This is a genomic window from Achromobacter mucicolens (assembly GCF_029866465.1).
In the GTDB taxonomy this organism is placed as follows: domain Bacteria; phylum Pseudomonadota; class Gammaproteobacteria; order Burkholderiales; family Burkholderiaceae_B; genus Achromobacter; species Achromobacter mucicolens.
In genome coordinates this window covers 1,059,153-1,084,628 of the sequence record NZ_CP123364.1, presented here as the reverse complement: position 1 = coordinate 1,084,628, position 25,476 = coordinate 1,059,153, and the positions used below count along the sequence as shown (strand labels likewise).

At 67.6% G+C, this 25,476-nt stretch carries 22 protein-coding genes; 17 read left to right on the top strand and 5 right to left on the bottom strand.

Annotation, left to right across the window (positions count from 1 at the left end; genetic code table 11):
* Positions 1–2 precede the first annotated feature (2 nt).
* From QEP15_RS04890 to QEP15_RS04870, 5 genes are read left to right on the top strand one after another with little or no spacing between them, the layout of a single operon-like run.
* Entirely contained in the window at positions 3–1,010 is a 1,008-nt protein-coding gene (locus QEP15_RS04890) for an ABC transporter ATP-binding protein (RefSeq protein ID WP_063954866.1), read from the top strand.
* Entirely contained in the window at positions 1,007–2,005 is a 999-nt protein-coding gene (locus QEP15_RS04885; RefSeq protein ID WP_253856334.1) for an ABC transporter ATP-binding protein, read from the top strand. Before QEP15_RS04890 ends, QEP15_RS04885 begins: the two co-directional genes overlap by 4 nt.
* A 29-nt stretch (positions 2,006–2,034) precedes the next feature.
* On the top strand, positions 2,035–2,907 hold the full coding sequence (locus QEP15_RS04880) for a MurR/RpiR family transcriptional regulator (protein WP_056321370.1): 873 nt from the start codon (positions 2,035–2,037) through the stop codon (positions 2,905–2,907).
* 13 nt (positions 2,908–2,920) lie between these two features.
* Entirely contained in the window at positions 2,921–4,393 is a 1,473-nt protein-coding gene (locus QEP15_RS04875) for an N-acyl-D-amino-acid deacylase family protein (protein WP_280148522.1), read from the top strand.
* Between the two features lie 35 nt (positions 4,394–4,428).
* Positions 4,429–4,842 (top strand): RidA family protein, encoded by a 414-nt coding sequence (locus tag QEP15_RS04870; RefSeq protein ID WP_056321365.1) that lies wholly within the window; start codon positions 4,429–4,431, stop codon positions 4,840–4,842.
* A gap of 173 nt (positions 4,843–5,015) precedes the next feature.
* Here the strand turns inward: QEP15_RS04870 and lolA are convergent, their stop codons facing one another.
* Both lolA and QEP15_RS04860 read right to left on the bottom strand, forming a co-directional pair.
* Positions 5,016–5,651: an outer membrane lipoprotein chaperone LolA gene (gene lolA / locus QEP15_RS04865; RefSeq protein WP_056321362.1), complete on the bottom strand. Its 636-nt coding sequence runs from the start codon at positions 5,649–5,651 to the stop codon at positions 5,016–5,018.
* A complete protein-coding gene (locus QEP15_RS04860; RefSeq protein WP_128827581.1) occupies positions 5,651–8,032 on the bottom strand; it encodes a DNA translocase FtsK in 2,382 nt (793 codons plus the stop codon). Before QEP15_RS04860 ends, lolA begins: the two co-directional genes overlap by 1 nt.
* Positions 8,033–8,074: 42 nt before the next feature.
* Here QEP15_RS04860 and trxB point away from each other — a divergent pair, with 42 nt between their 5' ends.
* Genes trxB through QEP15_RS04845 form a run of 3 tightly spaced genes read left to right on the top strand, consistent with a single transcriptional unit; the run spans position 8,075 to position 10,024 of the window.
* Positions 8,075–9,034: a thioredoxin-disulfide reductase gene (trxB, locus tag QEP15_RS04855; protein ID WP_056321357.1), complete on the top strand. Its 960-nt coding sequence runs from the start codon at positions 8,075–8,077 to the stop codon at positions 9,032–9,034.
* Positions 9,021–9,698 carry a Smr/MutS family protein gene (locus tag QEP15_RS04850; RefSeq protein WP_152383588.1) on the top strand — a complete coding sequence of 226 codons (678 nt, stop codon included), beginning with the start codon at positions 9,021–9,023 and terminating at the stop codon, positions 9,696–9,698. Before trxB ends, QEP15_RS04850 begins: the two co-directional genes overlap by 14 nt.
* Positions 9,695–10,024: a DMT family transporter gene (locus tag QEP15_RS04845; RefSeq protein WP_056321352.1), complete on the top strand. Its 330-nt coding sequence runs from the start codon at positions 9,695–9,697 to the stop codon at positions 10,022–10,024. Before QEP15_RS04850 ends, QEP15_RS04845 begins: the two co-directional genes overlap by 4 nt.
* Before the next feature lie 34 nt (positions 10,025–10,058).
* Here QEP15_RS04845 and QEP15_RS04840 read toward each other — a convergent pair whose 3' ends face one another.
* Entirely contained in the window at positions 10,059–12,149 is a 2,091-nt protein-coding gene (locus QEP15_RS04840; protein WP_217617777.1) for a sodium:solute symporter family protein, read from the bottom strand.
* Positions 12,149–12,427 carry a DUF4212 domain-containing protein gene (locus QEP15_RS04835; RefSeq protein WP_152383586.1) on the bottom strand — a complete coding sequence of 93 codons (279 nt, stop codon included), beginning with the start codon at positions 12,425–12,427 and terminating at the stop codon, positions 12,149–12,151. The genes QEP15_RS04840 and QEP15_RS04835 overlap by 1 nt, the downstream gene beginning before the upstream one ends.
* Positions 12,428–13,166: 739 nt before the next feature.
* On the opposite strand from QEP15_RS04835, the gene kdpF reads away from it, so the two are divergent.
* The 9 genes from kdpF to QEP15_RS04790 all read left to right on the top strand — a co-directional run bounded on the left by kdpF (position 13,167) and on the right by QEP15_RS04790 (position 23,777).
* The gene (gene kdpF / locus QEP15_RS04830) at positions 13,167–13,256 is read left to right on the top strand and encodes a K(+)-transporting ATPase subunit F (RefSeq protein ID WP_056321339.1); all 90 of its coding nucleotides are present in this window, start codon (positions 13,167–13,169) and stop codon (positions 13,254–13,256) included.
* Positions 13,256–15,034, top strand: coding sequence for a potassium-transporting ATPase subunit KdpA (gene kdpA, locus QEP15_RS04825; protein WP_280148521.1), 1,779 nt, complete (start codon positions 13,256–13,258; stop codon positions 15,032–15,034). Before kdpF ends, kdpA begins: the two co-directional genes overlap by 1 nt.
* Positions 15,035–15,056: 22 nt before the next feature.
* Entirely contained in the window at positions 15,057–17,294 is a 2,238-nt protein-coding gene (gene kdpB, locus QEP15_RS04820; protein WP_280148520.1) for a potassium-transporting ATPase subunit KdpB, read from the top strand.
* Positions 17,295–17,349: 55 nt separating this feature from the next.
* Positions 17,350–17,958, top strand: a complete 609-nt coding sequence (gene kdpC, locus QEP15_RS04815) for a potassium-transporting ATPase subunit KdpC (RefSeq protein ID WP_152383584.1) — start codon at positions 17,350–17,352, stop codon at positions 17,956–17,958.
* A gap of 51 nt (positions 17,959–18,009) precedes the next feature.
* A complete protein-coding gene (locus QEP15_RS04810; RefSeq protein WP_280148519.1) occupies positions 18,010–20,826 on the top strand; it encodes a DUF4118 domain-containing protein in 2,817 nt (938 codons plus the stop codon).
* Positions 20,827–20,835: 9 nt separating this feature from the next.
* Positions 20,836–21,528, top strand: coding sequence for a two-component system response regulator KdpE (gene kdpE / locus QEP15_RS04805; protein WP_152383582.1), 693 nt, complete (start codon positions 20,836–20,838; stop codon positions 21,526–21,528).
* A 116-nt stretch (positions 21,529–21,644) separates the two neighbouring features.
* Complete coding sequence (locus QEP15_RS04800) at positions 21,645–22,406, top strand: TorF family putative porin (protein ID WP_280148518.1); 762 nt, start codon at positions 21,645–21,647, stop codon at positions 22,404–22,406.
* A 141-nt stretch (positions 22,407–22,547) separates the two neighbouring features.
* A complete protein-coding gene (locus tag QEP15_RS04795) occupies positions 22,548–22,874 on the top strand; it encodes a hypothetical protein (RefSeq protein WP_227741361.1) in 327 nt (108 codons plus the stop codon).
* Between the two features lie 3 nt (positions 22,875–22,877).
* The gene (locus QEP15_RS04790; protein WP_280148517.1) at positions 22,878–23,777 is read left to right on the top strand and encodes a 4-hydroxy-tetrahydrodipicolinate synthase family protein; all 900 of its coding nucleotides are present in this window, start codon (positions 22,878–22,880) and stop codon (positions 23,775–23,777) included.
* Here QEP15_RS04790 and QEP15_RS04785 read toward each other — a convergent pair.
* Positions 23,740–25,296, bottom strand: a complete 1,557-nt coding sequence (locus QEP15_RS04785) for a methyl-accepting chemotaxis protein (protein WP_175156821.1) — start codon at positions 25,294–25,296, stop codon at positions 23,740–23,742. The genes QEP15_RS04790 and QEP15_RS04785 overlap by 38 nt on opposite strands.
* Positions 25,297–25,476: the final 180 nt, after the last annotated feature.

Below are 25,476 nucleotides of genomic sequence, written 5' to 3'. Positions count from 1 at the left end.
ACATGACCGCAAGCACCCGAGACATCGTGCTGTCGGTGCAAGGCCTGAAGACCTGGTTCCACAGCCGCGACGGCATCGCCAAGTCGGTGGACGGCGTCACCTTCGACCTGGCCCGCGGCGAGACGCTGGCCATCGTCGGTGAATCCGGCTCCGGCAAGTCCGTGACCAGCCTGTCCATCATGGGCCTGTTGCCCAAGCCGGCTGGCCGCATCGAGGCCGGCAAGATCCTGTTCCGCGACCGCCAGGGCGTGCAGCACGACCTGGCGCACGCCACGCCCGCCACGCTCCAACGCATCCGCGGCGCCGAGATCGCGATGATATTCCAGGAGCCCATGACCAGCCTGAACCCGCTGTACACCGTGGGCGACCAGATCGCCGAGGCGGTGCTGCAGCATGAGGGCGGCTCGCGCGCCGCGGCGCTCAAGCGCGCCCGCGAGATGCTGGAGCGCGTGGAGATCCCGGCGGCCGACCGGCGCGTGAACGAGTATCCGCACCAGATGTCGGGCGGCATGCGCCAGCGCGTGATGATCGCGCTGGCCCTGGCCTGCAACCCCGCCGTGCTGATCGCCGACGAGCCCACCACGGCGCTGGACGTGACCGTGCAGGCGCAGATCCTGGACCTGCTGCGCCGCCTGCAGGCCGAGATGAACATGAGCATCCTGTTCATCACGCACAACCTGGGCGTGGTCGCCGAGATCGCGCATCGCGTGGCCGTCATGTATGCCGGGCGCGTGGTCGAGGACGCCGGCGTGTACGACCTGTTCGAAAAGCCCACGCATCCCTACACGCGCGGCCTGCTGTCCTGCCTGCCGACCGCCGCGCTGCTCGCGTCCGGCGAGCGCCTTCGCGCCATTCCCGGCAACGTGCCCAGCGTGCTGGCGCTGCCGCCCGGCTGCACCTTCGCGCCGCGCTGTCCGCTTGCGGCGGACGACTGCCGCGCCGGTGTCCCCGACCTGGTGACGGTGCAGGCCGAACACCGCGCGCGCTGCATCAAGGTAAATCCGCTATGACGAGCCCATCCACTCCCCGCGCCGCCGCGCCGCTGGTGCGCATCGACGACCTGAAGGTCCACTTTCCGACCTCGCAGGCGCGCAACGCCCCTGTCGTGCGCGCCGTGGACGGCGTGAGCTTCGACGTGCCGCGCAACACCATCGTGGGGCTGGTCGGCGAATCCGGCTCGGGCAAGACCACGACTGGCCGCGCCCTGCTGCGCCTGTTCGCCCCCACCGCCGGACGCATCGTGTTCGACGGGCAGGACATCACGACGCTCAATGAAAAGCAGATGCTGCCGTGGCGACGCCGCATGCAGATCGTGTTCCAGGACCCGTACGCCAGTCTCAACCCGCGCATGACGGTGGCCGAGATCCTGGGGGAAGCCCTGGACACCCACAAGCTGGCGCAGCATCGCCGCGCCGAGCGGATCGGCGAATTGCTCGAACGTGTCGGCCTGAACGCGGACCACAGCCGCCGCTATCCGCACGAGTTCTCCGGCGGACAGCGCCAGCGCATCGGCATTGCCCGCGCGCTGGCAGTGGAGCCGGATTTCATCGTGGCCGACGAGCCCGTATCCGCGCTGGACGTCTCGGTGCAGGCACAGGTGCTGAACCTGCTGCAGGACCTGCAGCGCGACCTGGGCCTGACCATGCTGTTTGTCGCGCACGACCTGGCGGTGGTGGATTACCTGTGCGACGACGTCGTGGTGATGTATCTGGGCCGCGTCATGGAGCGCGGGCCGACCAGCGAAGTCTATGCGCGCCCGCGCCATCCCTACACCCGCGCGCTGCTGTCCGCCGCCCCCGTGCCGGATCCGCGTGCCCCGCGTTCGCGTATCCTCCTGAAGGGCGACATCCCGAGCCCGGTCAACCCGCCTTCCGGCTGCGTGTTCCGCACACGCTGCCCCCATGCCATCGACGCCTGTGCGGCGGCGGTGCCGCCGGCCGTCGGCGTGAGCGCGGACCACTACGTGTCCTGCATCCGCCTCGACGATCCCGCGCTCGCGGCATGAGTCCGCCCGAATTGATCCAGGAACCACACATGAACATCATCCGCGACATCGTCTTCCAGATACGCAGTCGGCGGGACGCATTGAGCGTGACAGAACGCAAGGTTGCCGACGCCATCCTGGACGACATCATCTGGAGCGCCAGCGCCACGGTGGACCAGCTTGCCGCCAAGGCCGGCGTCAGCATCGCCACCATCTCGCGGTTTGCGCGCACCGTCGGCTGCGACGACACGCGCGACCTGAAGATGAAGCTGGCGCAGGCCAGCACGGTGGGCAGCCGGTTCCTGGACCCCAGCGCGCCGGCCGAGGAAAGCACGTTCTATGCGCGCATCTATGCCGACATCGAGAGCACCCTGCGCGCGCATCTGCCGACGTTCACCGAGCCGCTATTCGAAGCCGCCGCGTCCATCGTGGACGGCGCGCGCATGATCTACGTCTTCGGCATGGGCGGCGCGTCGGCGGTGCTGGCGCAGGAAGTCCAGTCACGCCTGGTGCGGCTGGGCTATCCCATCGCGGTCTACAGCGACGCGGTGCTGCTGCGCATGGTGGCGGCGACGCTCGACGAGCGCGACGCCGTGCTGGTGCTGTCGGCTTCGGGCCTGACGCCCGAGATCGTCGGCGCCGCGCGCATCGTGAAGCAATACCGCGCGCGCATTGTCGCCATCACCGACGCGTCGTCCGAACTGGCGAAACTGGCCGACGTGGTGCTGCCCATCCGCACCGACGAGACCGACTTCATCTACAAGCCGTCGGCCTCGCGCTACGCGATGATGCTGGCCATCGACCTGCTGTCGACCGAACTGGCCATGCTGAACCAGGAAGAAAACCGCGAACGCCTGCGCCGGATCAAGCTGGCGCTGGACGAACACCGCGGCGGGCCGAACCGCCTGCCGCTGGGCGATTGATCGGGAAACCACGATGTACGACACCCTTATTGGCAACGTCCGGATCCTGGACGGTTCGGGCGGCCCCGAATACCGCGCCAGCGTCGCGCTGGACGGCGGCCGCATCGCCGCGATCGGCGAGCTGCCGGGCGCGCCGGCGCGCCAGCTCATCGACGGCACCGATCTCGCGCTGGCCCCGGGCTTCATCGACGTCCACACCCACGACGACACCAACGTCATCCGCACGCCGGACATGCTGCCCAAGCTGTCGCAGGGCGTGACGACCGTGGTGGTGGGCAATTGCGGCATCAGCGCCTCGCCGGTCACGCTGCGCGGCGAGCCGCCCGATCCGATGAACCTGCTGGGCAAGCGCGAGGACTTCCGCTACGCCACCTTTGCCGACTACACCCGCGCAATCGAAGCTGCGCGGCCTGCCGTGAACGTGGCCGCCCTGGTGGGGCATACGGCCTTGCGCAGCAACCACATGGACCGGCTGGACCGGGCCGCGACGCGCGACGAGGTGCTGGCAATGCGCGCCCAACTGCGCGACGCCCTGGCGCAGGGCGCGATCGGCCTGAGCACCGGCCTGGCCTATGCCTCGGCGTTCGACGCGGACACGGCCGAGGTCAAGCTGCTGGCCGAGGCGCTGGACGAATTCGGCGCGCTGTACACGACGCACCTGCGCTCGGAGTTCGCCGCCATCCTGGAGGCCATGCAGGAAGCCTTCGACATCGGCCTGCACGCGCGCGTGCCGGTGGTGGTGTCGCACCTGAAGTGCGCAGGCGCCGGTAACTGGGGCCGCACGAAAGAGGTGCTGTTCGCGCTGGAAAACGCGGGGCGCCTGCAGCATGTGGGCTGCGACTGCTATCCGTATTCCGCCAGTTCGTCGACGCTGGACTTAAAGCAGGTCACGGACGAATTCGATATCGACATCACCTGGTCCGAGCCGCATCCGGAGCAGGCGCGCCGCAAGCTGGCCGCCATCGCGGCGGACTGGGGCGTCACGCTGCTGGAGGCCGCCAAGCGGCTGCAACCGGCCGGCGCGGTGTATCACAACATGCACGAGGACGACGTGCGCCGCGTGCTGTCGCACCGGCTCACGATGGTGGGGTCTGACGGACTGCCCAACGATCCCATGCCGCATCCGCGGCTGTGGGGCGCCTTTCCGCGCGTGCTGGGCCATTACAGCCGGGACGTGGGCCTGTTTCCGCTGGCGCAGGCCGTGCACAAGATGACGGGGCTGTCCGCCGCGCGCTTCGGCTTGGCCGAGCGCGGCTTCGTGCGCGAGGGGCACCACGCGGATCTGGTGCTGTTCAACCCCGATACCGTCATCGACCGCGCGACCTTTGCCGCGCCCGTGCAGACCGCGGCGGGCATCGAGGCCGTTTGGGTCAATGGTGTCCTGTCGTACCGCAAGGGCCAGGCCACTGGCGAGCGCGCCGGCCGCTGGCTGCCGCGCAGCGGCGACCTGCGCGCCTCCTACCCCGCCATTCCGGCCGCGTCGTAGCGGCCGCCCCCGGACCACTTCAAGGAGAATCCTTCATGAGCGCTACCCCCACTCCCGACAACAACGGCATCACCCGATACGGCGTGGCCGGCGGCACCGGCCAGGGCGGCTCGCACATGCCCTTCGCCCGCGCGGTCGCCGCGGACGGCTGGCTGTACGTTTCCGGCCAGGTGCCGATGGAAAACGGCGAAGTCATCGAAGGCGGCATCGTGACGCAAAGCCACAAGGCCATCCAGCAGGTGCTGGCCATCTTGCAAGAAGCCGGCTACGGCCCCGAACACGTCGTGCGCTGCGGCGTCTGGCTGGACGACGCGCGTGACTTTGCGTCGTTCAACAAGGTGTTCAAGGAATACTTCGGCGCGAATCCGCCGGCGCGTGCCTGCGTGCAGTCGAGTTTGGTCGTCGATGCGAAAGTGGAAGTCGACTGCGTGGCGTATAAGCGCCCCTGACACGCAGGCAGGTCGCGGTAGGTGTCTGACACCCCTGCGGCGCCGGCTCAAGCTGACGACCGTCTCACACGGGTGTCAGACACCGGGTTCAGTGCACGGCTACCGCCAGACATGGCATGCCAAATAAAAAATGCCCGGTTTCCCGGGCATTCTGCATTGGGCCAGCGCCGTCCCTACATCTTCACCACATCCACGCCCTTGGGCGCGGTGAACTGGAATTCCTTGGCGGGCAGTTGCGGGTTGGGCTGGATGGCCGACAGGTCGACGCGGGTGGTCTGGCCGAACGAGTCGAGCAGCTCCACGCGCACGGGCAGGTTGTTCTTCATGCCGATGTCCACGCGCGAGAAACCGGCGTCGGCCGTGCGCGGCTTGGCTCGCAGCCAGTCGACGCCATCTTTGGCCGGCAACGCGCTGACGTCAAAGGACTGTTCCAGCGAGCCCGAGCCGAAAAGAATGGCCGCGGGCGACGTGCCGATGGCGGCGTCGACCTTGCGCTCGGTGACCTGGGCCAGATCGGGGTCGAACTGGAAGACCTGGCGGCCGTCGGAAATGACCAGTTGCTCGTAGGGCTTTTGCACGGCCCACTTGAATTTACCGGGGCGCTGGAACGAGAACACGCCGGTCTGCGCGGGCTGGGTGCGGCCCTGGTCGTTGACGGTGTACTGCGAAAACGACCCGGTGGCCGCCGTGACCGTGGACACGAAGTTGCGCAATTGCTCTTGCGCACTGGCGGCCAGCGCCAGGGCGGGGACCAGGGCCGGAGTCAGGCCCAGCACCGCAACGGCGGCCAGGCGTTGAAACGTCTTCATCATGCTTCCTCTCGTGCGGCGGCTGCGGGAACCAGGATCTCGCGGTTTCCGTTGGATTGCATCGCCGACACCATACCCGATTGCTCCATCTGCTCGAGTAACCGTGCCGCACGGTTGTAACCAATCCGAAGATGACGCTGCACCAGCGAAATGGACGCGCGGCGGTGCTTGAGCACGACTTCGCAGGCCTGGTCGTACATCGGGTCGGATTCCGCGTCCCCGCCGATGCCCGTGACGCTGCTGGCGCCCTCGGCGCCGTCGCCGTCCAGGCCGCCTTCCAAGAGGCCCTCGACGTAATTGGGTTCGCCCTGCGACTTCAGGCTTTCGACCACGCGATGGACTTCGTCGTCGCTGCAGAACGCCCCGTGCACACGCACCGGCAGGCCGGTGCCGGGCGGCATGTAGAGCATGTCGCCCTGGCCGAGCAGGGTTTCCGCGCCCATCTGGTCAAGAATGGTGCGCGAGTCGATCTTGGACGACACCTGGAACGCGATGCGCGTCGGGATGTTGGCCTTGATGAGGCCGGTGATCACGTCCACGCTGGGACGCTGCGTGGCCAGGATGAGGTGGATGCCCGCCGCCCGTGCCTTCTGCGCCAGACGGGCGATGAGTTCTTCGATCTTCTTGCCCACGACCATCATCAGGTCGGCCAGCTCGTCGATGACGACCACGATGGTGGGCAGCGGCGACAGGGGCTCGGGCTGGTCCGGCGTGAGCGAGAACGGATTGGGGATCGGTTCCTCGCGCTTGATCGCGTCACGGATCTTGGTGTTGTAGCCGGCCAGGTTGCGCACGCCCATCTTGCTCATGAGGCGATAGCGCTTTTCCATTTCGCCCACGCACCAGTTCAGCGCGTTGGACGCCTGGCGCATGTCGGTGACCACCGGCGCCAGCAGGTGCGGGATGCCTTCGTAGACGCTCATTTCGAGCATCTTGGGATCGATCAGGATCAGGCGGGTGTGCGAGGCGTCGGCCTTGTAGAGCAGCGACAGGATCATGGCGTTGATCCCGACCGACTTGCCCGAACCGGTGGTGCCCGCCACCAGCAAGTGGGGCATCTTGGCCAGGTCGGCCACCACCGGGTTGCCGGCGATGTCCTTGCCCAGCGCCATGGTCACGACCGAATGGCTGGCGTGGTAGGTCTGCGAACCCAGGATTTCGGACAGGCGCACCATCTGGCGGCGCGGGTTGGGCAGCTCCAGCCCCATCAGGTTCTTGCCGGGTATGGTTTCGACCACCCGGATGCTGACCAGGCTGAGCGCGCGCGCCAGGTCCTTGGCCAGGTTGACGATCTGGCTGCCCTTCACGCCGGTGGCCGGCTCGATTTCGTAGCGGGTGATGACAGGGCCGGCCTGCGCCGCAACCACGGTGACCGACACGCCAAAGTCGGCCAGCTTCTTTTCGATCAGGCGCGAGGTGAATTCGATGGTCTCGGCCGACACGGTTTCCTGGTTGTTCAGGGGCGGGTCGAGCAGGCCAAGGGTGGGCAGATCGCCTTCGGCGCCGCCGGTGGGCGGGAAGAACAGGGATTGCTGCTTTTCCTTTTCGACGCGCTCGGACTTGGGCACCACGGTGATGGCCGGTTCGATGCGGACCGGCTGCTCGTGCACCAGTTTTTCCTGCTTGGCCACCACCTGCTCGGTGCGCACGGCCTTGGCGACTTCGCCGACCTTGCGGTCCTGGCGCGCGGTGTAGGAGTTGCGCATCTTGCGGACCAGGCCTTCCAGCCAGGAACCGACGCGCTCGGCGACCGCCAGCCACGAAAACGAGAAGAACAGACTGAGTCCGATGGCCAGCATGACCAGGAAGGCCAGCGTGGCGCCGGTAAAGCCGATGCTGCTGCCGATGAGGTCCGCCAGCATCTGGCCGATGACGCCGCCCGCGCCGCTTGCCGTTTCCGACGCGCCGGGCAGATGCGTGCCGCGGCTGGCCAGGCGCAGGGCTTCCATGCCCAGCGAGCCCATCATCAGCAGGAAAAAGCCGATGCCCTCTTCCCAGTGGACGCGCGGCAGCACTTCGGGTTGCTTGCTGTTGGCCACGCGCAACTGCGCGGCCAGGCGCCGGTAGCCAGCCCGCACGCGATGCAGCAGCAGGACGACCCACCACCAGGCGGAGAAACCAAAGAGATAGAGGAGGATGTCCGCCAGGTAGGCGCCCAGGCGTCCGCCCTGATTGCGCACGACATCGCCCGGAACCGAGTGCGACCAGCCAGGGTCGGACGCGCTCCAGGTGGCGAGCACCAGGGTAAGCCAGGCCGCCAGGGCGGCAAAGAGGATCCAGCGGGCTTCACGCAACAACGCGGAAATGCGCGTTTGCAGCGGCGAGGGTCCGTTGCGGGTGTTGCGCGAGGCGCGCGGAGAAGCAGTCGAGATACGCGGCATGCGGCTCATTATAATTGGGCGTTACCCTAAAGATACCTGCCCATGTCCACGCCTACGCACGCTAAAGTTTTGATACTCGGTTCCGGCCCCGCCGGTTACACGGCGGCCGTCTATGCGGCACGCGCCAATCTTAACCCTGTTCTTGTTACAGGTTTGGCCCAAGGCGGCCAGCTCATGACCACCACGGACGTCGACAATTGGCCGGCCGACGCGGATGGCGTGCAGGGCCCGGACCTGATGCAGCGCTTCCAGAAGCACGCCGAACGCTTCAACACGGAAATGCTGTTCGACCACATCGCCAAGGTCGACCTCTCCAAGCGCCCCTTCACCCTGACCGGCGACACCGGCAAGGTCTACACCTGCGACGCCCTCATCATCGCCACCGGCGCCTCGGCCAAGTACCTGGGCCTGCCGTCCGAGCAGTCCTTCATGGGCCGCGGCGTGTCCGGCTGCGCCACCTGCGACGGTTTCTTCTACCGCAACCAGGATGTGGTGGTGGTCGGCGGCGGCAATACCGCTGTCGAGGAAGCCCTGTACCTGTCCAACATCTGCCGCAAGGTCACGCTGATCCACCGCCGCGACAAGTTCCGCGCCGAGCCGATCCTGGTCGACAAGCTGATGAGCAAGGTCGAAAACGGCAACATGGAACTCAAGCTGTTCCACACGCTGGAAGAAGTCCTGGGCGACGACAGCGGCGTGACCGGCGTGCGTGTTCGCCACGTGGACACCGGCGCCACCGAAGACATGGCGGTCACGGGCGCCTTCATCGCCATCGGTCACCAGCCCAACACGGAAATTTTCCAGGGCCAGCTCGAGATGAAGGACGGCTACATCGTTACCAAGAGCGGCCTGTCCGGCATGGCCACCATGACCTCGGTGCCCGGCGTGTTTGCCGCCGGCGACGTGCAGGACCACGTCTACCGCCAGGCCATCACCAGCGCCGGCACGGGCTGCATGGCCGCTCTGGACGCACAACGGTGGCTGGAGAATGCGGGGCAGTAAGGTCGGCGTGGCCGACCTGAAACGCCTGAAGAAGGACCTGCAGGAAGAACGCGAGCGCGCCGCCCTTGCCCCGCAGCGCGCGGCGGCGGCTGCGGCCGCGCGCCCCGCGTCGCCCCCCGAGGACGACCTGGCGGCGTTCAAGCGCTCGATGAAGTCCGTCACCCCGATCCGGCACGCGCCACGCGTCGAGCACAAGCCCGCCCCCGAACCCGCGCCCGCGCTGCGCCGCGCCAACGCGCTGGGCGAAACGCCCAACCGCGCCGACGCGGGCGTCTCGGACGGCGGCGAGATCACGCACCTGCTGTCCGAAGGCGGCACCGCCTTCGTGCGCGGCGACGTGGCGCCCGACACCGCGCGCAATTTGCGCCGCGGCCAATGGCGCGCCGGCGCGGAACTCGATCTGCACGGGCTACGCGTCGAGCAGGCGCGCCATGCCCTGCTGTCGTTCCTGGACGAGTGCCAGGAACACGGCATCCGCTGCGTGCGCATCGTGCACGGCAAGGGCTACAACTCGGAAGGCCTGGAGCCGGTGCTGAAAGACAAGGCCCGGACGTGGCTGGTCCAGAAGGCCGACGTCATGGCGTTCTCCGAGGCCCCCGAGCGCGAAGGCGGCGCGGGCGCCCTGTTGGTGCTGCTGCGCCAGTCCGAGGGGCCGCGCAAATGAAGTGGCTTTACCTGGCGGTGGCGATCGTCGCAGAGATCTTCGCCACCAGCGCCCTCAAGGGCTCCGAAGGTTTTACGCGGCTGGTGCCGTCGGTCATCACCGTCTTCGGCTACCTGATTTCGTTCTACTTCCTGTCGCTGACGCTGCGCGAGATTCCCGTGGGCATCGCCTACGCGATCTGGTCCGGCGTCGGCATCGTGCTGATCTCCATCGTGGGCGCGGTGCTGTTCAAGCAGCATCTGGACACACCCGCGCTCATCGGCATCGGCCTCATCATCGCCGGCGTGGTGGTGATGAACGTCTTCTCCAAATCCGTCTCGCATTGACGACGTTCGGTCCGCCGGGCGGCCCGTCGCGCACCTAGCTGTTGTCCGGCTGCGGATGCCGCGCGTCCGGATTACGCAGGTAATCGACCAGCGCCAGCGTGGCCCGGTCGGGCGGCGGGGTCAGCAGCGACACCACGAAGATCGTCAGGAACGCCACCGGCGCGCCGAACACGCCCGCCGCGATGGGCTGGATGCCCCACCAGAGGTCCACGGGCTGCGTGCGCGCGATGCCCAGCACCGATTCCCGCAGCCACGGGTGCGTGTGCGTCATGTAGGCAAACGTCACGGCAAGGCCTGCGGCCATCCCCAGCGTGGCGCCCCATTTGTTGGCGCGCCGCCAGAACACCCCCATGACGAGCGCCGGGAAGAACGACGAGGCCGCGAACGAAAACGCGGCCGACACCATGAACAGGATGTCAGCGGGCTTGCGGGCCGCGACCCACGCCGCGCCAAACGCGACCACCAGCAGCAGGATCTTGGACACCATCACCCGGCGCGCGGCCGACATGCGCGGCGAGACGACCCGGTACCACATGTCGTGAGAAAGCGAGTTGGACAGCGTCAGCAGCAACCCGTCGGCCGTGGACAGCGCCGCCGCCAGACCGCCGGCCGCGACCAGCCCGGAGATCACGTAGGGCAAGCCGCCGATTTCGGGCATGGCCAGCACCACCACATCCGCGCCCATGCTGATTTCGCTCAGCTGCACCACGCCATCGCGGTTGATGTCGGTGACGTCGAGCAGGTTGGTGTCGACCGCGCTCCAGGCGTGCACCCAGTTGGGCAGACTGAGGAAGTTCGAGCCCACGACCTGGGTATAGATCTCGAACTTGACCAGCAGCGCCAGCGCGGGCGCCATGAAGTACAGCAGCAGGATGAACAGCAGCGACCAGCACACCGACTTGCGCGCCTCGATGACGGACGGCGTGGTGTATGAACGCATCAGGATGTGCGGCATGCCGGCGGTGCCCAGCATCAGGCACAGCACCATCGCCAGGAAGTTGATGCGCATGTTGCTGCGTTCCTCGGGGTCCTTGGCCGGGAACGGTTCGGCGTGCGGCGTGGGCGGCGCGGCGCGGGCCTCGAAGGTCGCCTTGGCCTGCGACCACGTGGTGCGCGCGTCGTCGACAGTCGGCGGGTAGGCGGCCAGTTCGCGTTCGGCCGACCGGATCTCGACCATGGGCGCGTCGCCCGCGTTCAATTGGGCCAGCCGGCTGCGCAGCTTGTCTTTTTCCAGCGTCCACGATTCGGGCAGCGTCTGCAGGCGGCGCGCCATCTCGTCGGCGCGCTGCTGCCAGATCGTGCGCACCTCGATCTCGGACGGATCGTTCTGCAGGTAGACCTCTTTTTCGGTCACCTGCTGCAGCACGGCCCCGCCCGACAGTTGCGGCAACGGCATGTTGGTGTGCTTGACCGACAGCCAGATCACCGGCACGAGGTACGCAATGACCAGGATGATGTACTGCCCGACCTGCGTCCACGTGACCGCGCGCATGCCCCCCAGAAACGAACACACCAGCATGCCGCCCAGCGCAACGAAGATGCCCAGCTCGAATGAAATGCCCGTCATCCGCGTGGTGATGATGCCCACGCCGTAGATCTGGGCGACCAGATATGTGAACGAGCAGAGAACGGCGCAGAAGACCCCGGCCAGGCGCGGCAGGTTGCCGCCGTAACGGGCGCCCATGAAATCGGGAATGGTGTATTGGCCAAAGCGGCGCAGGTACGGCGCCAGCAGCATCGCCACCAGCACGTACCCGCCCGTCCAGCCCATGATGTAGGCCAGGCCGCCATAGCCGGTCAGATACAGCGTGCCCGCCACGCCGATGAAGGACGCCACCGACATCCAGTCGGCCGCGGTCGCCATGCCGTTGTAGATGGCCGGCACGCGCCGGCCGGCGACGTAGTACTCCACCTGGTCGGAGGTGCGGCAGACAATGCCGATGCCGGCGTACAGGCTGACGGTGACCAGCAGGAACACATAGCCGATCCAGTTGCGCGGCATGCCCAGGATCTCGGCCAGCGCCATCAGCAGGATCATCAGCGCAAAGCCTGCCGTGTACAGCACATAGATGCGCCGCAGGCGGATGCGGAACTCCTGGGGGGTGTCTCCCGTGAAAAACGGCATCAGCGCGGCTCCCCGGTTTCGTCGGCGCGCTCATCGGCGCGATTCATGACCCGGGCGTAGACGGCGATGATGATCAGATAGGCCAGCGGGGCGCCATAGGCGGCCATCCAGAAGGCGAAGGGCCAGCCGATGAAGTCGAACGAGAGCCGGCTGGCGAAAAACGAGGGAATGAAGGTCAGCGCCGCCCAGATGGCGAGCAGCAGCAGGATCAGCCGCAGATTGCGGCGCCAGTAAGGCGTGACGGATGTCCGGGAGGGAGTAAGGCGCGTTTGCGGCATAGCGTGGATGAGCAGGTCCCATCTAAATATCGCCAAACGCAGCGCTTGAAAAGCCCTGAAGCTTGATTTGCCGGCTTTTTATGCGACAACGGCTGGCACTTCCTGGTGCCAGCCGTTGTGCGTTTGCTTTTTTTGAGTACTGCTTTACTTTTTTTATTTACCGGTGCCGCCGGTATTTGCCCATGCAGGGCTTTGTCTCCTCACCTGCATGGGAAGAGATTCTGCACCAGATGCGGGATTGCCACACTAGGGGAATGCCCTAAGACGGAGCATTCATTTACATATTCCCTGCACCATATAAGTGCATTTTGGCCCTGCCGTTCTAAATATTGGGATTTTTTGGCCCAAACCGCCCCGCACACGGCCTAATTCTTGAGCACTGCTCAGTTCATGAGCATGGCCGATGGCGCCCGGCGTCCGAACCCGTGCACGCCAGGATGCCCGATTCCGGGCACGACAGCCAGAAGCTTGCCAGCCGCTCTTTACACGGCGTTTACACCCCGCCCGCCAAGCTATACCCCGTTTTTACCCCCCGCTCCGTAACCTGCCGGTGTCTTCAATGGTCACCTCGCCTGCCCGGCGCACATCCGCCTTTTGCCGCGCAGGCCTGTTCGAAGGGAGCAAGCCTCCCGGGGAGAAAAAACGTGGATCTCGTCTATATCGGGCTCTTTGCCGCGATGGCCGGGCTGACCTGGGCGCTCGTCCGGTTCTGCGACGCCTTGTCGGCCGGAGGGCAGTCATGAGCTGGCTCTACTGGCTAAGCGGCCTGACGGCCGCATTCCTGTTCGTGTACCTGCTGGTCGCGCTGTTCAAACCGGAGAAATTCTGATGACCCCCGAATTCGTCGGGCTGCTGGTCGTGTACCTGGCAGTCCTCTTTGCGATTGCGCCCGTCCTGGGCCGCTACATCCGCGTCGCGATGGAAGACGGCCGTTCGCGGCTGACAGCCTGGGGACGGCCGCTCGAGCGCGGCATCTACCGCCTGGCGGGCATCGACCCCCAGGCAGAAATGGGCTGGAAACGCTATGCCGCCGCCGTGCTGGTCTTCAACCTGGTCGGCATCGCCGCCGTCTATGCCCTGCAGCGCGTGCAGGGGCTGCTGCCGCTGAACCCCGCCGGCCTGGGCGCCGTGTCGCCCGATTCCGCCCTGAATACGGCCACCAGCTTCGTCTCGAACACCAACTGGCAGGGCTACGCGGGCGAATCCACGATGAGCTACCTGACGCAGATGCTGGCGCTGACGGTGCAGAATTTCGTATCGGCGGCGACCGGCATCGCCGTGGTGTTCGCGCTGATCCGCGGGCTCGCCCGGCACTGCTCGGCCACCGTGGGCAACTTCTGGGCCGACATGGTCCGCTGCACGCTGTATGTGCTGTTGCCGCTGTCGCTCGTGCTGGCGATGGCGCTGGTCAGCCAGGGCGTGATCCAGAACTTCAGCCCCTACCAGGCCGTGCAGACGGTCGAGACCGTGCATTACGAACAGCCCCGCGTGGACGCGCAAGGCCAGCCCGTGCTGGACGCGGCCGGCGCGCCGGTCACCGACCCGGCCACCACGCGCATGCAGACCCTCGCCATGGGGCCGGTCGCCTCCCAGGAAGCGATCAAGCTGCTGGGCACCAACGGCGGCGGTTTCTTCAACGCCAATTCGGCGCACCCCTTCGAAAACGCCACGCCGCTGTCGAACTTCCTGCAGATGCTGGCCATCCTGGCGATACCCGCCGCGCTGTGCTTTACCTTCGGCGAGATGGTGGGCAGCCGGCGCCAGGGCATCGCCATCCTGGCCGCGATGACGGCGCTATTCGCCGTCTTTGCGCTGTCCACCGCCTATTTCGAGCAGCAGCCCAATCCGATGGCCGAGCAAGCTGGCGCCGCAACGTTCGGCGGCAACATGGAAGGCAAGGAGACGCGCTTCGGCATCGCGGCCACGTCGCTATTTGCCACGGTCACCACGGCGGCGTCGTGCGGCGCGGTGAACGGCATGCACGATTCGTTCTCCGCGATGGGCGGCCTGTCGCCGATGCTGCTCATGCAGCTGGGCGAAGTGGTATTTGGCGGCGTGGGCTCGGGCCTGTACGGCATGCTGGCCTTTGCCATCCTGGGCGTCTTCATCGCCGGACTGATGATCGGGCGCACGCCCGAGTACCTGGGCAAGAAGATCGAGGCCTTTGACATGAAGATGGTTTCCATCGTCATCCTGGCCACGCCGTTGCTGGTGCTGGGCGGCACGGCGCTGGCCGTGTCCGTGGCGGCGGGCCAGGCCGGCGTGCTCAATCCCGGCATCCACGGGTTCTCGGAGATCCTGTACGCCCTCTCGTCGGCCGGCAACAACAATGGCAGCGCCTTCGCGGGGCTGTCAGCCAACACGCCCTTCTACAACGTCCTGTTGGGCATCGCGATGTGGTTCGGCCGGTTCGCCGTGATCGTCGCGGTGCTGGCCATGGCCGGCTCGCTGGCGGCCAAGCGCCGGCTCCCCGCCGGCCCCGGCAGCATGCCGACCACCGGCCCGCTTTTCGTGACGCTCCTGATCGGCGCCGTGCTGCTGGTCGGCGCCCTCACCTATGTGCCCGCGCTGGCTCTCGGCCCGGTCGCGGAACACCTGCAACCCTGATGCAAGAAGGCTAGGAAAGAACATGGCCAAGATTGAAATGCAAACCATCGGATCTGACGGCAGTACAGCCGCCCGCGCGTCCGTGCCCGGCGAACCGGGTCAACCGAACGCGGGCAAGCAGAGCGCGGCGCGGACTGACGCGGCGCGACCGAGCGCGGCCCGACCAGACGCGGCCCGACCCTTTGGCCTCTGGTCGCGGGCGCTGGTGGGTCCCGCGCTTGTGGACAGCCTGCGCAAGCTGTCGCCCGCCGCGCAGGTCAAGAACCCCGTGATGTTCGTGGTCTATGTGTGCAGCCTGCTCACCACGGTCCTGTGGATCATGGCCCTCGGCGGCCAGGCCGAGGCGCCGGCGGGATTCATTCTGGGCATCGCCGTGTGGCTGTGGTTCACCGTGCTGTTCGCCAACTTCGCCGAGGCGCTGGCCGAAGGCCGGGGCAAGCAGCAGGCGGCCACGCTGCGCGGCCTGCGCACCACCATCGACGCGCACCTGCTCAAGGGCTTTCGCGACGGGGACGCGTTGGATGCGGACCCGGCGCACTGGCGCGCCCAGGCCGTCAACCAGCCATCGGGCCTGCTGCGCCGCGGCGATGTCGTGCTGGTCGAAGCCGGCGACACGGTGCCCGGCGACGGCCTGGTCATCGCCGGCGTGGCCTCCGTCGACGAAAGCGCCATCACGGGCGAGTCCGCGCCCGTCATCCGCGAGTCGGGCGGGGATTTCTCGTCCGTCACCGGCGGCACGCGCGTGCTGTCGGACTGGATCTTCGTGCGCATCGCCGCCGATCCCGGCGAGAGCTTCCTGGATCGCATGATCTCGATGGTCGAAGGGGCCCGGCGCCTGAAGACGCCCAACGAGCTGGCGCTGACCATCCTGCTGGTGGGACTGACCGTGGTGTTCCTGCTGGTCGTCGTCACGCTGATGCCCTTCTCGCTCTACGCCGTCGCGGCGGCGGGCGGCGGCGCGGCGGTCACGGTGACCGTGCTGGTGGCGCTGCTGGTCTGCCTGATACCCACCACCATCGGCGGCCTGCTGTCGGCCATCGGCGTGGCGGGCATGAGCCGCATGATGAGCGCCAACGTGATCGCCACGTCCGGCCGCGCGGTCGAAGCCGCGGGCGACGTCGACGTGCTGCTCCTGGACAAGACCGGCACCATCACCTTCGGCAACCGTCAGGCGTCCACCTTCCTGCCGGCGCCCGGCGTGTCCGCACGCGAACTCGCGGATGCCGCGCGCCTGGCCTCGCTGGCCGACGAGACGCCGGAAGGCCGCAGCATCGTGGCCTTGGCGGACAAGGCCATCCATGCGCCCGCACCGCGCATCGCGGGCATCGAGTTCGTGCCGTTCACCGCGCAATCGCGCATGAGCGGCGCGGACCTCGGCGAGCGCAGGATCCGCAAGGGCGCGGTCGACGCGATCCAGGCCTGGCTGGCCGCGCAGGACGCAACGGTGCCCGCCGAGGCGCTGCGCCTGGCCGAGGACGTGGCGCGGCGCGGCAGCACGCCGCTGATGGTCAGTGACGGCAATCGCGCATTGGGGGTGGTCGAGCTCAAGGACATCGTCAAGCCCGGCATCCAGTCGCGCTTTGCCGAACTGCGCCGCATGGGCATCAAGACCGTGATGATCACCGGCGACAACAAGCTGACCGCCGCCTCCATCGCGGCGGAAGCCGGCGTCGACGACTTTCTGGCCGAAGCCACGCCCGAGGCCAAGCTCAAGCTCATCCGCGACTACCAGTCGCAAGGCCGCCTGGTCGCCATGACGGGCGACGGCACCAACGACGCGCCCGCGCTCGCGCAGGCCGATGTGGCGGTGGCGATGAATTCGGGGACCCAGGCCGCCAAGGAAGCCGGCAACATGGTGGACCTGGATTCCAACCCGACCAAGCTCATCGAGATCGTCGAGATCGGCAAGCAGATGCTGATGACGCGCGGCGCGCTCACCACGTTCAGCGTGGCCAACGACGTGGCCAAGTACTTCGCCATCATCCCGGCCGCCTTCGCCACCGTCTATCCGCAGCTTGGCGTGCTGAACATCATGGGCCTGGCGACGCCGTCCTCGGCCATCCTGTCGGCCGTGATCTTCAACGCGCTGATCATCGTGGTGCTGATCCCGCTGGCCTTGAAGGGCGTGCGCTACCGCCCGCTGGGCGCCTCGGTGCTCCTGCGCCGCAACCTTCTCATCTATGGCCTGGGCGGGCTCATCGTGCCGTTTGCCGGCATCAAGCTCATCGACATGGTGCTGGCCGCGCTGGGCTGGGCGTGACGGCCGCCGTCATCCCCGCCACTGCCTTGCAAGCCTCCACGCAAAGGAATTCCTCATGACCACCGCAACTTCCGCGCCGCGCCAAGGCGGCATCCTGCGCCCCGCACTGACCGTCTTTGCCGCGCTGTCGCTCATCACCGGCCTGGCCTATCCGTTTCTGACCACCGGCATCGCGTCGGCCGTGTTCCCCCACCAGGCCGCCGGCTCGCTGATCGAGCAGGACGGCAAGGTGGTCGGATCCGCGTTGATCGGCCAATCGTTCACCTCGCCGCAATACTTCTGGGGCCGCCCATCGGCCACGGCGCCCATGCCCTACAACGCGGCGGCCTCCGGCGGCTCCAATCTTGGCCCGCGCAACCCGGCGCTGGCCGAGGCCATCCAGGCGCGCATCGCCGCCTTGAAGGCGGCCGATCCGGACAACGCCGCGCCGGTCCCGGCCGACCTGGTCACCGCCTCGGGCAGCGGGCTGGACCCGCACATCAGTCCGGCCGCCGCGGCCTATCAGGCGGACCGGGTGGCGCGGGCCCGCAATCTGCCGCGCAGCGAGGTCGATGCGCTGATTCAGGCCCACACCGCCACGCCCTGGCTGGGCGTGCTGGGCAGCCCCGCGGTCAACGTGCTGACGCTGAACCTGGCGCTGGACAAGCTGCGCGGGCCGCGCTGATGAGGCGGCGTATAGTATTGCCAGCCGTTTCCTCCCCTTCCTTGCGCGTTCATGGCTGACATCGCTGGCGAGCGTCCCGATCCGGACGCGCTCTTGAAAACCCTGGACGCCGCCGAGCGGCAGGCGGTGCGCGGCAAGCTGCGCGTGTATTTCGGATCGTCGGCCGGCGTGGGCAAGACCTACGCCATGCTGGCGGCGGCGCGCGCGCAGGCTGCGCAGGGCACGGACGTGCTTGCGGGCATCGTCGAAACCCACGGCCGCCGCGAGACCGCGACGCTGCTCGATGGCCTGCCGGTCCTGCCGCTTCGGGACGTTGTCTACCGCGGCCACGTGCTCAAGGAATTCGACCTGGACGGCGCGTTGCGCCGCCGTCCGGCGCTGGTGCTGGTCGACGAACTGGCCCACTCCAACGCCCCCGGCTCGCGCCACGCCAAGCGGTGGCAGGACATCCAGGAGCTGCTCGCGGCCGGCATCGACGTCTGGACCACGCTGAACGTGCAGCACCTGGACAGCCTGAACGAGGCCGTGGGCAGCATCACCGGCGTGCGCGTCTGGGAAACGGTGCCCGACGACGTGTTCGACGCGGCCGACGAGGTCATGCTGGTCGACCTGTCGGCCGACGAACTGCTGCGCCGCTTGAAGGAAGGCAAGGTCTACCTGCCCGAACAGGCCCGGCACGCCTCCCGCAATTTCTTTCGCAAGGGCAATCTGATCGCGCTGCGCGAGCTGGCGCTGCGGCGCACGGCCGAGCACGTGGACGACGACGTGCAGGCGTACCGCCGCGACCGCGCCATCGATTCCGTGTGGCGCACGCGCGAAGCCATCGTGGCCTGCATCGGGTCCGACGCCGACGCCGAGTACGTCGTCCGCAACGCCCATCGCATGAGCCAGCAGCTCGATTGCGATCTGCATGTCGTCACCATCGACACGCCGCGCGCCGCGCCGCCCGCCGCCGCCGAAACCGAGCGCCTGCAGCACGGCCTGGCGCTCGCCGACGCGCTGGGCGCTCGTACCGAGACGCTGGCCGGCGGCGACATGGTCGACGCCGTCGTGCGTTATGTCCGCCGCCACAACATCACCAAGGTGATCGTGGGCCGCACCCGCGCCGGCGGATGGCAGCGCCTGCGCCTGTCGCTGACGGCGTTGCTGACCGCCGGCATGTCGCACGGTTGGCTGTGGCGGCGCCACAGCTTCGCCGACCAGCTCGCCGCCGGGTGCCCGGAGATCGACATCATCCGGCTGGGCGCGCCGCCCGTGCCCCAGCACGCGCCCGCCAAACGCGACCCGCTCACGCTGGGCCGCCGCGCGCGCGCAGCCGACGACGAACGCGCCGCCCGGCCACTGGCGGGGTACGTGTGGGCGCTGTGCTATTGTGCCGTGGCCACGGCGCTCTCCTCCCTCGTCTTCCCCGCGCTGCACCAGACCAACATCGTCATGCTGTTCCTGCTGGCGGTGGCCGCCGTGGCGCTGCGCCACGGACGCGGGCCGGCCGCGCTCGCGTCGGTCGTCAGCGTCGGGCTGTTCGACTTCTTCTTCGTGCAGCCCTTGTCTTCGTTCGCCGTGTCGGACGTGCAGTACCTGCTGACCTTCGGCGTGCTGCTTGGCGTGGGCTTGCTGATCGGCCAGCTTACCGCCGGCCTGCGCTTGCAGGCGCAGGCGTCGGTCAAGCGCGAGGCCGACGCGCGCAGCCTCTACGAATTCGCGCGCGAACTGTCGTCCGCCCTGCTGCCCGAACAGATCGTCGCGCTGGCCGGCTCGTTCGTGCACGCCACCTTTGGTGCGCGTTGCGCGCTTTACATCCTGGGCCTGGACGACCGCCTGAAACTGGCCATGCCCGCCGACGGCGACATGTCCGCGCCCGAATCGGCGCTGGCGCAGTGGGTGTACGACCACGGCCAGCCTGCGGGCGCGGGCACCGCCACCCTGTCCAACAGCGCGTTGCTGTACCTGCCGCTGAAGGCACCCATGCGAACGCGCGGCGTGCTGGTGCTGGACGCGCCCCGCCGCAGCCTCTACGCCAATCCCGACACGCGCCGCCAGGTCGAGGCCTACGCCACCCTGATCGCCATTGCGCTAGAACGCCTGCACTATGTCGAGGTTGCGCAGCAGGCCGTGGTCAGCATGGAATCCGAAAAACTGCGCAACTCGCTGCTGGCTGCGGTTTCGCACGACCTGCGAACGCCGCTTACCAGCCTGGTGGGCATGACCGACACGCTGATGCGCGAGCGGCAGGCGCTGCCCGCTGGCGTGCAGGACACGGTGCGCGCCATGCGCGATCAGGCGCAGCGCATGCACGCGCTGGTGGTCAACCTGCTGGACATGGCGCGGCTGCAAAGCCGCGACACGCCGTTGCGCCTGGAGTGGCAATCCGTCGAAGAACTGGTCGGCGCCGCGCTGGCGGCCATGCGCGAACCGCTGGCCGGCCGCGAGGTCCTGGTCGCGCCGCTGTCCGCGCTGCCGCTGGTGGAGTGCGATGGCGTGCTGATCGAACGCGTGCTGTGCAATCTGCTGGAGAACGCGGCCAAGTACACGCCTGCCGGCAGCACGCTGCGCATTCACGCCTTCGTGCATGAGGTCGAAACCCCGGGAGCCCAAACGCAAGGGCGCGAAATGCGCGTGGCCATTGCCGACAACGGCCCCGGCGTGGCGCCCGGCGCCGAACGCCGCATCTTCGAAAAATTCACGCGCGGCGAACGCGAATCCGCCACGCCTGGCGTCGGCCTGGGACTGGCAGTGTGCGAAGCCATCGTCGCCGCCCACCACGGCCGCATCTGGGTCGAACACGCGCCCGGCCAGGCCAGCGGCGCGCAGTTCGTATTCAGCTTGCCGCTGGGCGCTCCGCCCGAGATCCAACCCGAAACCGCCTGAGTACCCCCAATGTTCGATTTCCAGCCCATAGTCCTCATCATCGAAGACGACGCCAACATCCGGCGATTCGTGCGCCAGGCCTTGGAAAGCGAAGGCTGCGTGGTGCACGAGGCCGACAGCGTCAAACGCGGGCTGATCGAGGCGGGCACCCGCCAGCCCGACGCGATCGTGCTGGACCTGGGCCTGCCTGACGATGACGGCATGACGCTCATCCGCGAGCTGCGCGGCTGGACCGAAGTGCCCGTGCTGGTGCTGTCCGCGCGCAGCGCAGAAGCCGACAAGGTCGCGGCGCTGGACGCGGGCGCCGACGACTACCTTGCCAAGCCTTTCGGCGTCAGTGAACTGCTGGCGCGTTTGCGCGTGCTGCTGCGCAGGCATGGGCGGGGCGGCGCGGGCAATGCAGCCGAGATCGCGTTTGGCGACGTGCGCGTGGACTTCTCGCGGCGCGTCGTCGAACGCGCCGGCCAGCACGTGCACCTGACCGCGATGGAATACCGCCTGCTGGCGGCGCTGCTGGCCCACCGGGGCAAGGTCATGACCCACCGCGAACTGCTGCGGCAGGTATGGGGGCCGTCTCATGTCGAGAGCAATCACTACCTGCGGATCTACATGGGCCACCTGCGCCAGAAGCTCGAGGCCGACCCGGCGCAACCGGTGTTCCTGCTGACCGAGATCGGCGTGGGCTACCGCTTCGCGGGCTGATCTTTCGCGCGCACCGCCGTTTTGATGCGCGCTTTACGCGCAGGGCGCGAGTCTTGTCCCGCGCTTTATGCCGGTCCTCCTATTGTTGCGGTCCGCACAACACCAGGAGGCTTTCCATGCCCCGCAACACCCTTGCCGCAGTGGCGCTGTTTTCCCTCGTTCCCCTGGCGCAAGCCGCCGACGCCCCCGTCGCCACCGATGCCGTGTCGCCGTATTCCCTGACGGCCAACGTCACGCTCGCCAGCCAGTACCGCTATCGCGGTCTCATGCAGACCAACAACCAGCCCGCCATCCAAGGCGGCTTCGACCTCGCGCACGCCAGCGGCTTTTACCTGGGCAACTGGAACTCCAGCATCAGCTGGCTGAACGACAGCAACAGCGACGTCTCCGCGCCGGTGGAAATGGACTTCTACGGCGGCTACAAGGGAAATCTGACGAACAGCGTGCCCGTGGACCTGGGCGTGCTGCAGTATTACTACCCGGGCGACTATCCGTCCGGCTTCACCAGCCCCGACACCACCGAACTCTACGCCGGCATCGGCTACGGCCCGGTGATGTTCAAGTACTCCCTCGCGCTGACCAACCTGTTCGGCTTTGCCGACAGCAAGTACAGCCAATACTTCGACCTGTCGGGCAACTTCGACACCGGCATCTGGGGCCTCGTCCTCAACGCCCATGCCGGCCGCCAGATCGTGCGCAACGTCGACAACGGGTCCTACACCGACTGGAAGCTGGGCCTGACCAAGGACTTCGGCCAGGGCCTGTCCGTCTCGCTGGCCTATCTGGACACCAACGCCGACCGCGCCGTCTACACCAATACCCGGGGTCGCGACATGGGACGCGCCAACGGTCTCCTATCGGTGACCAAGACGTTCTGACCGGCGCCTGCCGTTGACGCGGTTTTTACGCGGCACACGCGCATTTATCGGCAGGTTTTACGGCGCGATTCCTATAGTGGAATCGTCATCAACCCACCGGATACGCGGGACGCCCTCAACGCCCCCCGCCCTCAAACCGCCATGATTCCCCGACCGCGCCTTCGCCAGGTTCCGATAGCCGCCCCCGTTGCCGCCTCGCCTTCGCCGCAGCCGCAATGCCGCCTGATCTCGCTGACCGTGCGCATCAATACGCTGGACGCGCTGAACGTGCGGCTGGCCCTGCACCGCGCATTGGGCGACCGCATTGGCGTCTACCTGCTGTCGGTGGACCACGCGCACGCCCAAAGCACGCTGGAACTGCAATGCGAACGCGGCGAACTGGACGCCATGATGTCCGCGGTCATGCGCGGTCTGCCCCGCGCGGAATTCGGGCCGGCGCGCCCGGCGACTGCCGTCACGGAGCGCTGAGCCATGCACCCGAGTCCCAAACCCATGTTCGAGGGCCTGTGGCTGCCGATGGTGACGCCCATGCGGGGCGGCCACGTGGATCTGGACGGCGCGCAGGCGTTGGCCCGCTACTATCGCAACGCCGGCATCGCCGGCCTGGTGCTCTTTGGCTCCACCGGCGAGGGCAACCTCTTGAGCATGCCGGAGAAGATCGAGATGATCGAGGCCATCAACAGCGACTCGCACGCGCTGCCGCTGGTCCTGGGCGTGGGCGGCGTCGACACCCGGGGCGTGGCCACGGCGGTGCGCCGGCTGGACCGCTACGCGCCGGCCGGCTACCTGGTCCCGCCGCCGTATTACCTGGGTCCGTCGCAGGCCGGAATTCTGTGGCACTACCGGCAGATCGCGTGGGCGACAGAGCGCCCCATCATCCTGTACAACATCCCCAAGCGCGCGGGCGTCGCCATGACGGTCGAAACCATGGAGGCGCTGGCGGTGCTGCCCAACTTCGGCGCGGTGAAGGAATGCAATCCGGCCGTGCTGGCCGCCTTGAATGCGCGGGGCCGGCTGAATGCGCTGTGCGGCGAGGATCTGGCCTTGCTGGATCACTTCCTGGCGGGTGGACGCGGCGCCATTCCCGCGGCCGCGCATCTCTTTCCGGAACGCTTTGTCGCGCTGATGGCGCTGGCACAGGCAGGCGATGCGCAGGCCGCGCGCGACTGCTTCGACCCCTTGCGCCCCCTGATCCGGCTGCTGTTCAGCGAGCCCAATCCCGCGCCGGTCAAGCGCGCGCTGGCCATGCAGGGCCTCATCGCCGACGAGCTGCGCCTGCCCATGATGCCCGCCAGCCGCGAGCTGAGCGCGCGGCTGCGGCGCGCCCTGGACCTCATCCCGGCATCGGCTGACCGGTTGCAGACAGCCTGAAGATCGACACGGCGCGCGCCAGGTCGCCCGCCTGTCCATGCAGCGTGGCGGCCGAGGCCGCGAACTCCTGCACCAGCGCCGCATTCTGCTGCGTGGCGCCGTCCAGATGCGTCACGGTCACGTTGATCTGCTCGATACCCGCGCTTTGCTCGCCGGACGCCGTGGCGATTTCGCTCATCAGCGGCGCGCTGGTGGCCGCCGATTCCAGCACGCTGCCCATCGTGGCGCTGGCCTGCTCCACGCGTTGGCTACCGCGCGCCACGGAGGCGGACGACGCCTCGATCAGCGTCTTGATCTCTTTGGCGGCCGTGGCCGAGCGCTGGGCCAGCGCCCGGACTTCGCCCGCCACCACGGCAAAGCCGCGACCCTGCTCGCCCGCCCGCGCGGCTTCGACGGCGGCGTTCAGCGCCAGGATATTGGTCTGGAACGCGATCTCGTCGATCAGCCGGATGATCTCGTCGATGCGCTGCGAACTGTGCGAGATCTCGCGCATGGCGTCGATGGCGTGCTGCGTCTCGTCGCTGCCCTGCCGGGCCAGACGCGCGGCCTCGGCGGCCAACGCGCTGACCTCGCGCACGTGCTCGGCGCTTTGCCGGGCGGTGGCGGTGATCTCTTCCACGCTGGCCGCGGTCTGTTCCAAGGCCGCCGCCTGCTGTTCCGTGCGGTCCGACAGGTCCACGCTGCCTGCGGCGATCTGGCGCGAGGCGGCCGCAATGGACGCGGTGGAATGCACGATGGTGCGCACCGCCGCGTCCAGCCGCTGCTGCATCCGCGCCATTGCGCCGAACAGCCGGCCGATTTCGCCGCGATGATGGTGCGAGATGGCGCTGGACAGATCGCCATTGGCCACCCGCTCGCACACGGCCACCGCCTCATCGAGCGGCCGCAGGATGTGCGTGCTGAAAAAGCGCAGCGCCGCCGCCAGCACCAGGGCCAGCAAGGCCAGCGTCACGCTGCCCTGCCGCCATAGCGTGCCGTAGAACGCCGCGTCGACGTCGTCGACATACAGGCCCGTGAACATCAGCCAGCCCCATTCCGGGTCGTAGGCTGCGTAGGTCAGCTTGGGCAGCGGATCCTCGGCGCCCGGCCGCGGGAACAGGTAGCGCACGTAGCCGCCGCCCGCCTTGCCTTGCGCGTAAAGGTTCTCAAAGAGCGGCTGCCCGTCGCTGTCGCGCGTGGCGCGCACGTTCGTGCCCACCCGCTTCGCGTCGGGATGCACCAATAGATCGTAGTCGTCGCCAAACGCGCCCACATAACCATCTGCGCCGTACCGCATTGCCGACAGCTGGCGCGCCACGTCGCGCTTGGCTTCGGCCAGCGGCACGCCTTCCTGCACGCGCCGCTTACCCCCGCTGACGACGCCCGCAGCCATGTCGATCACGTGGCGAAGCTCCGTCTTGCGGTCCTCCATCATCTCGGCGCGCCGCTGCCAGGCGTCCCACACGCCCAGCGCCAGGACGGCGGCGCCAATGGCAAACACGAACCACAACAGTTCCCTGCGCAAGCTGGAATGACTCATCGACTCTCTTCTGCATGACCGCGACTCGAAACAAAAATCGGCGGATTGTGACTTTTTATGTAGATTGGCCGACGAGGATACTATTTCAAACTTCGTTTGAATTCGATTTGACTAGTCACTTTGATCTAGCTCAATTTCCATAAAAAAAAACGCAAGGCGACTCGCGCCTTGCGTTCTGCT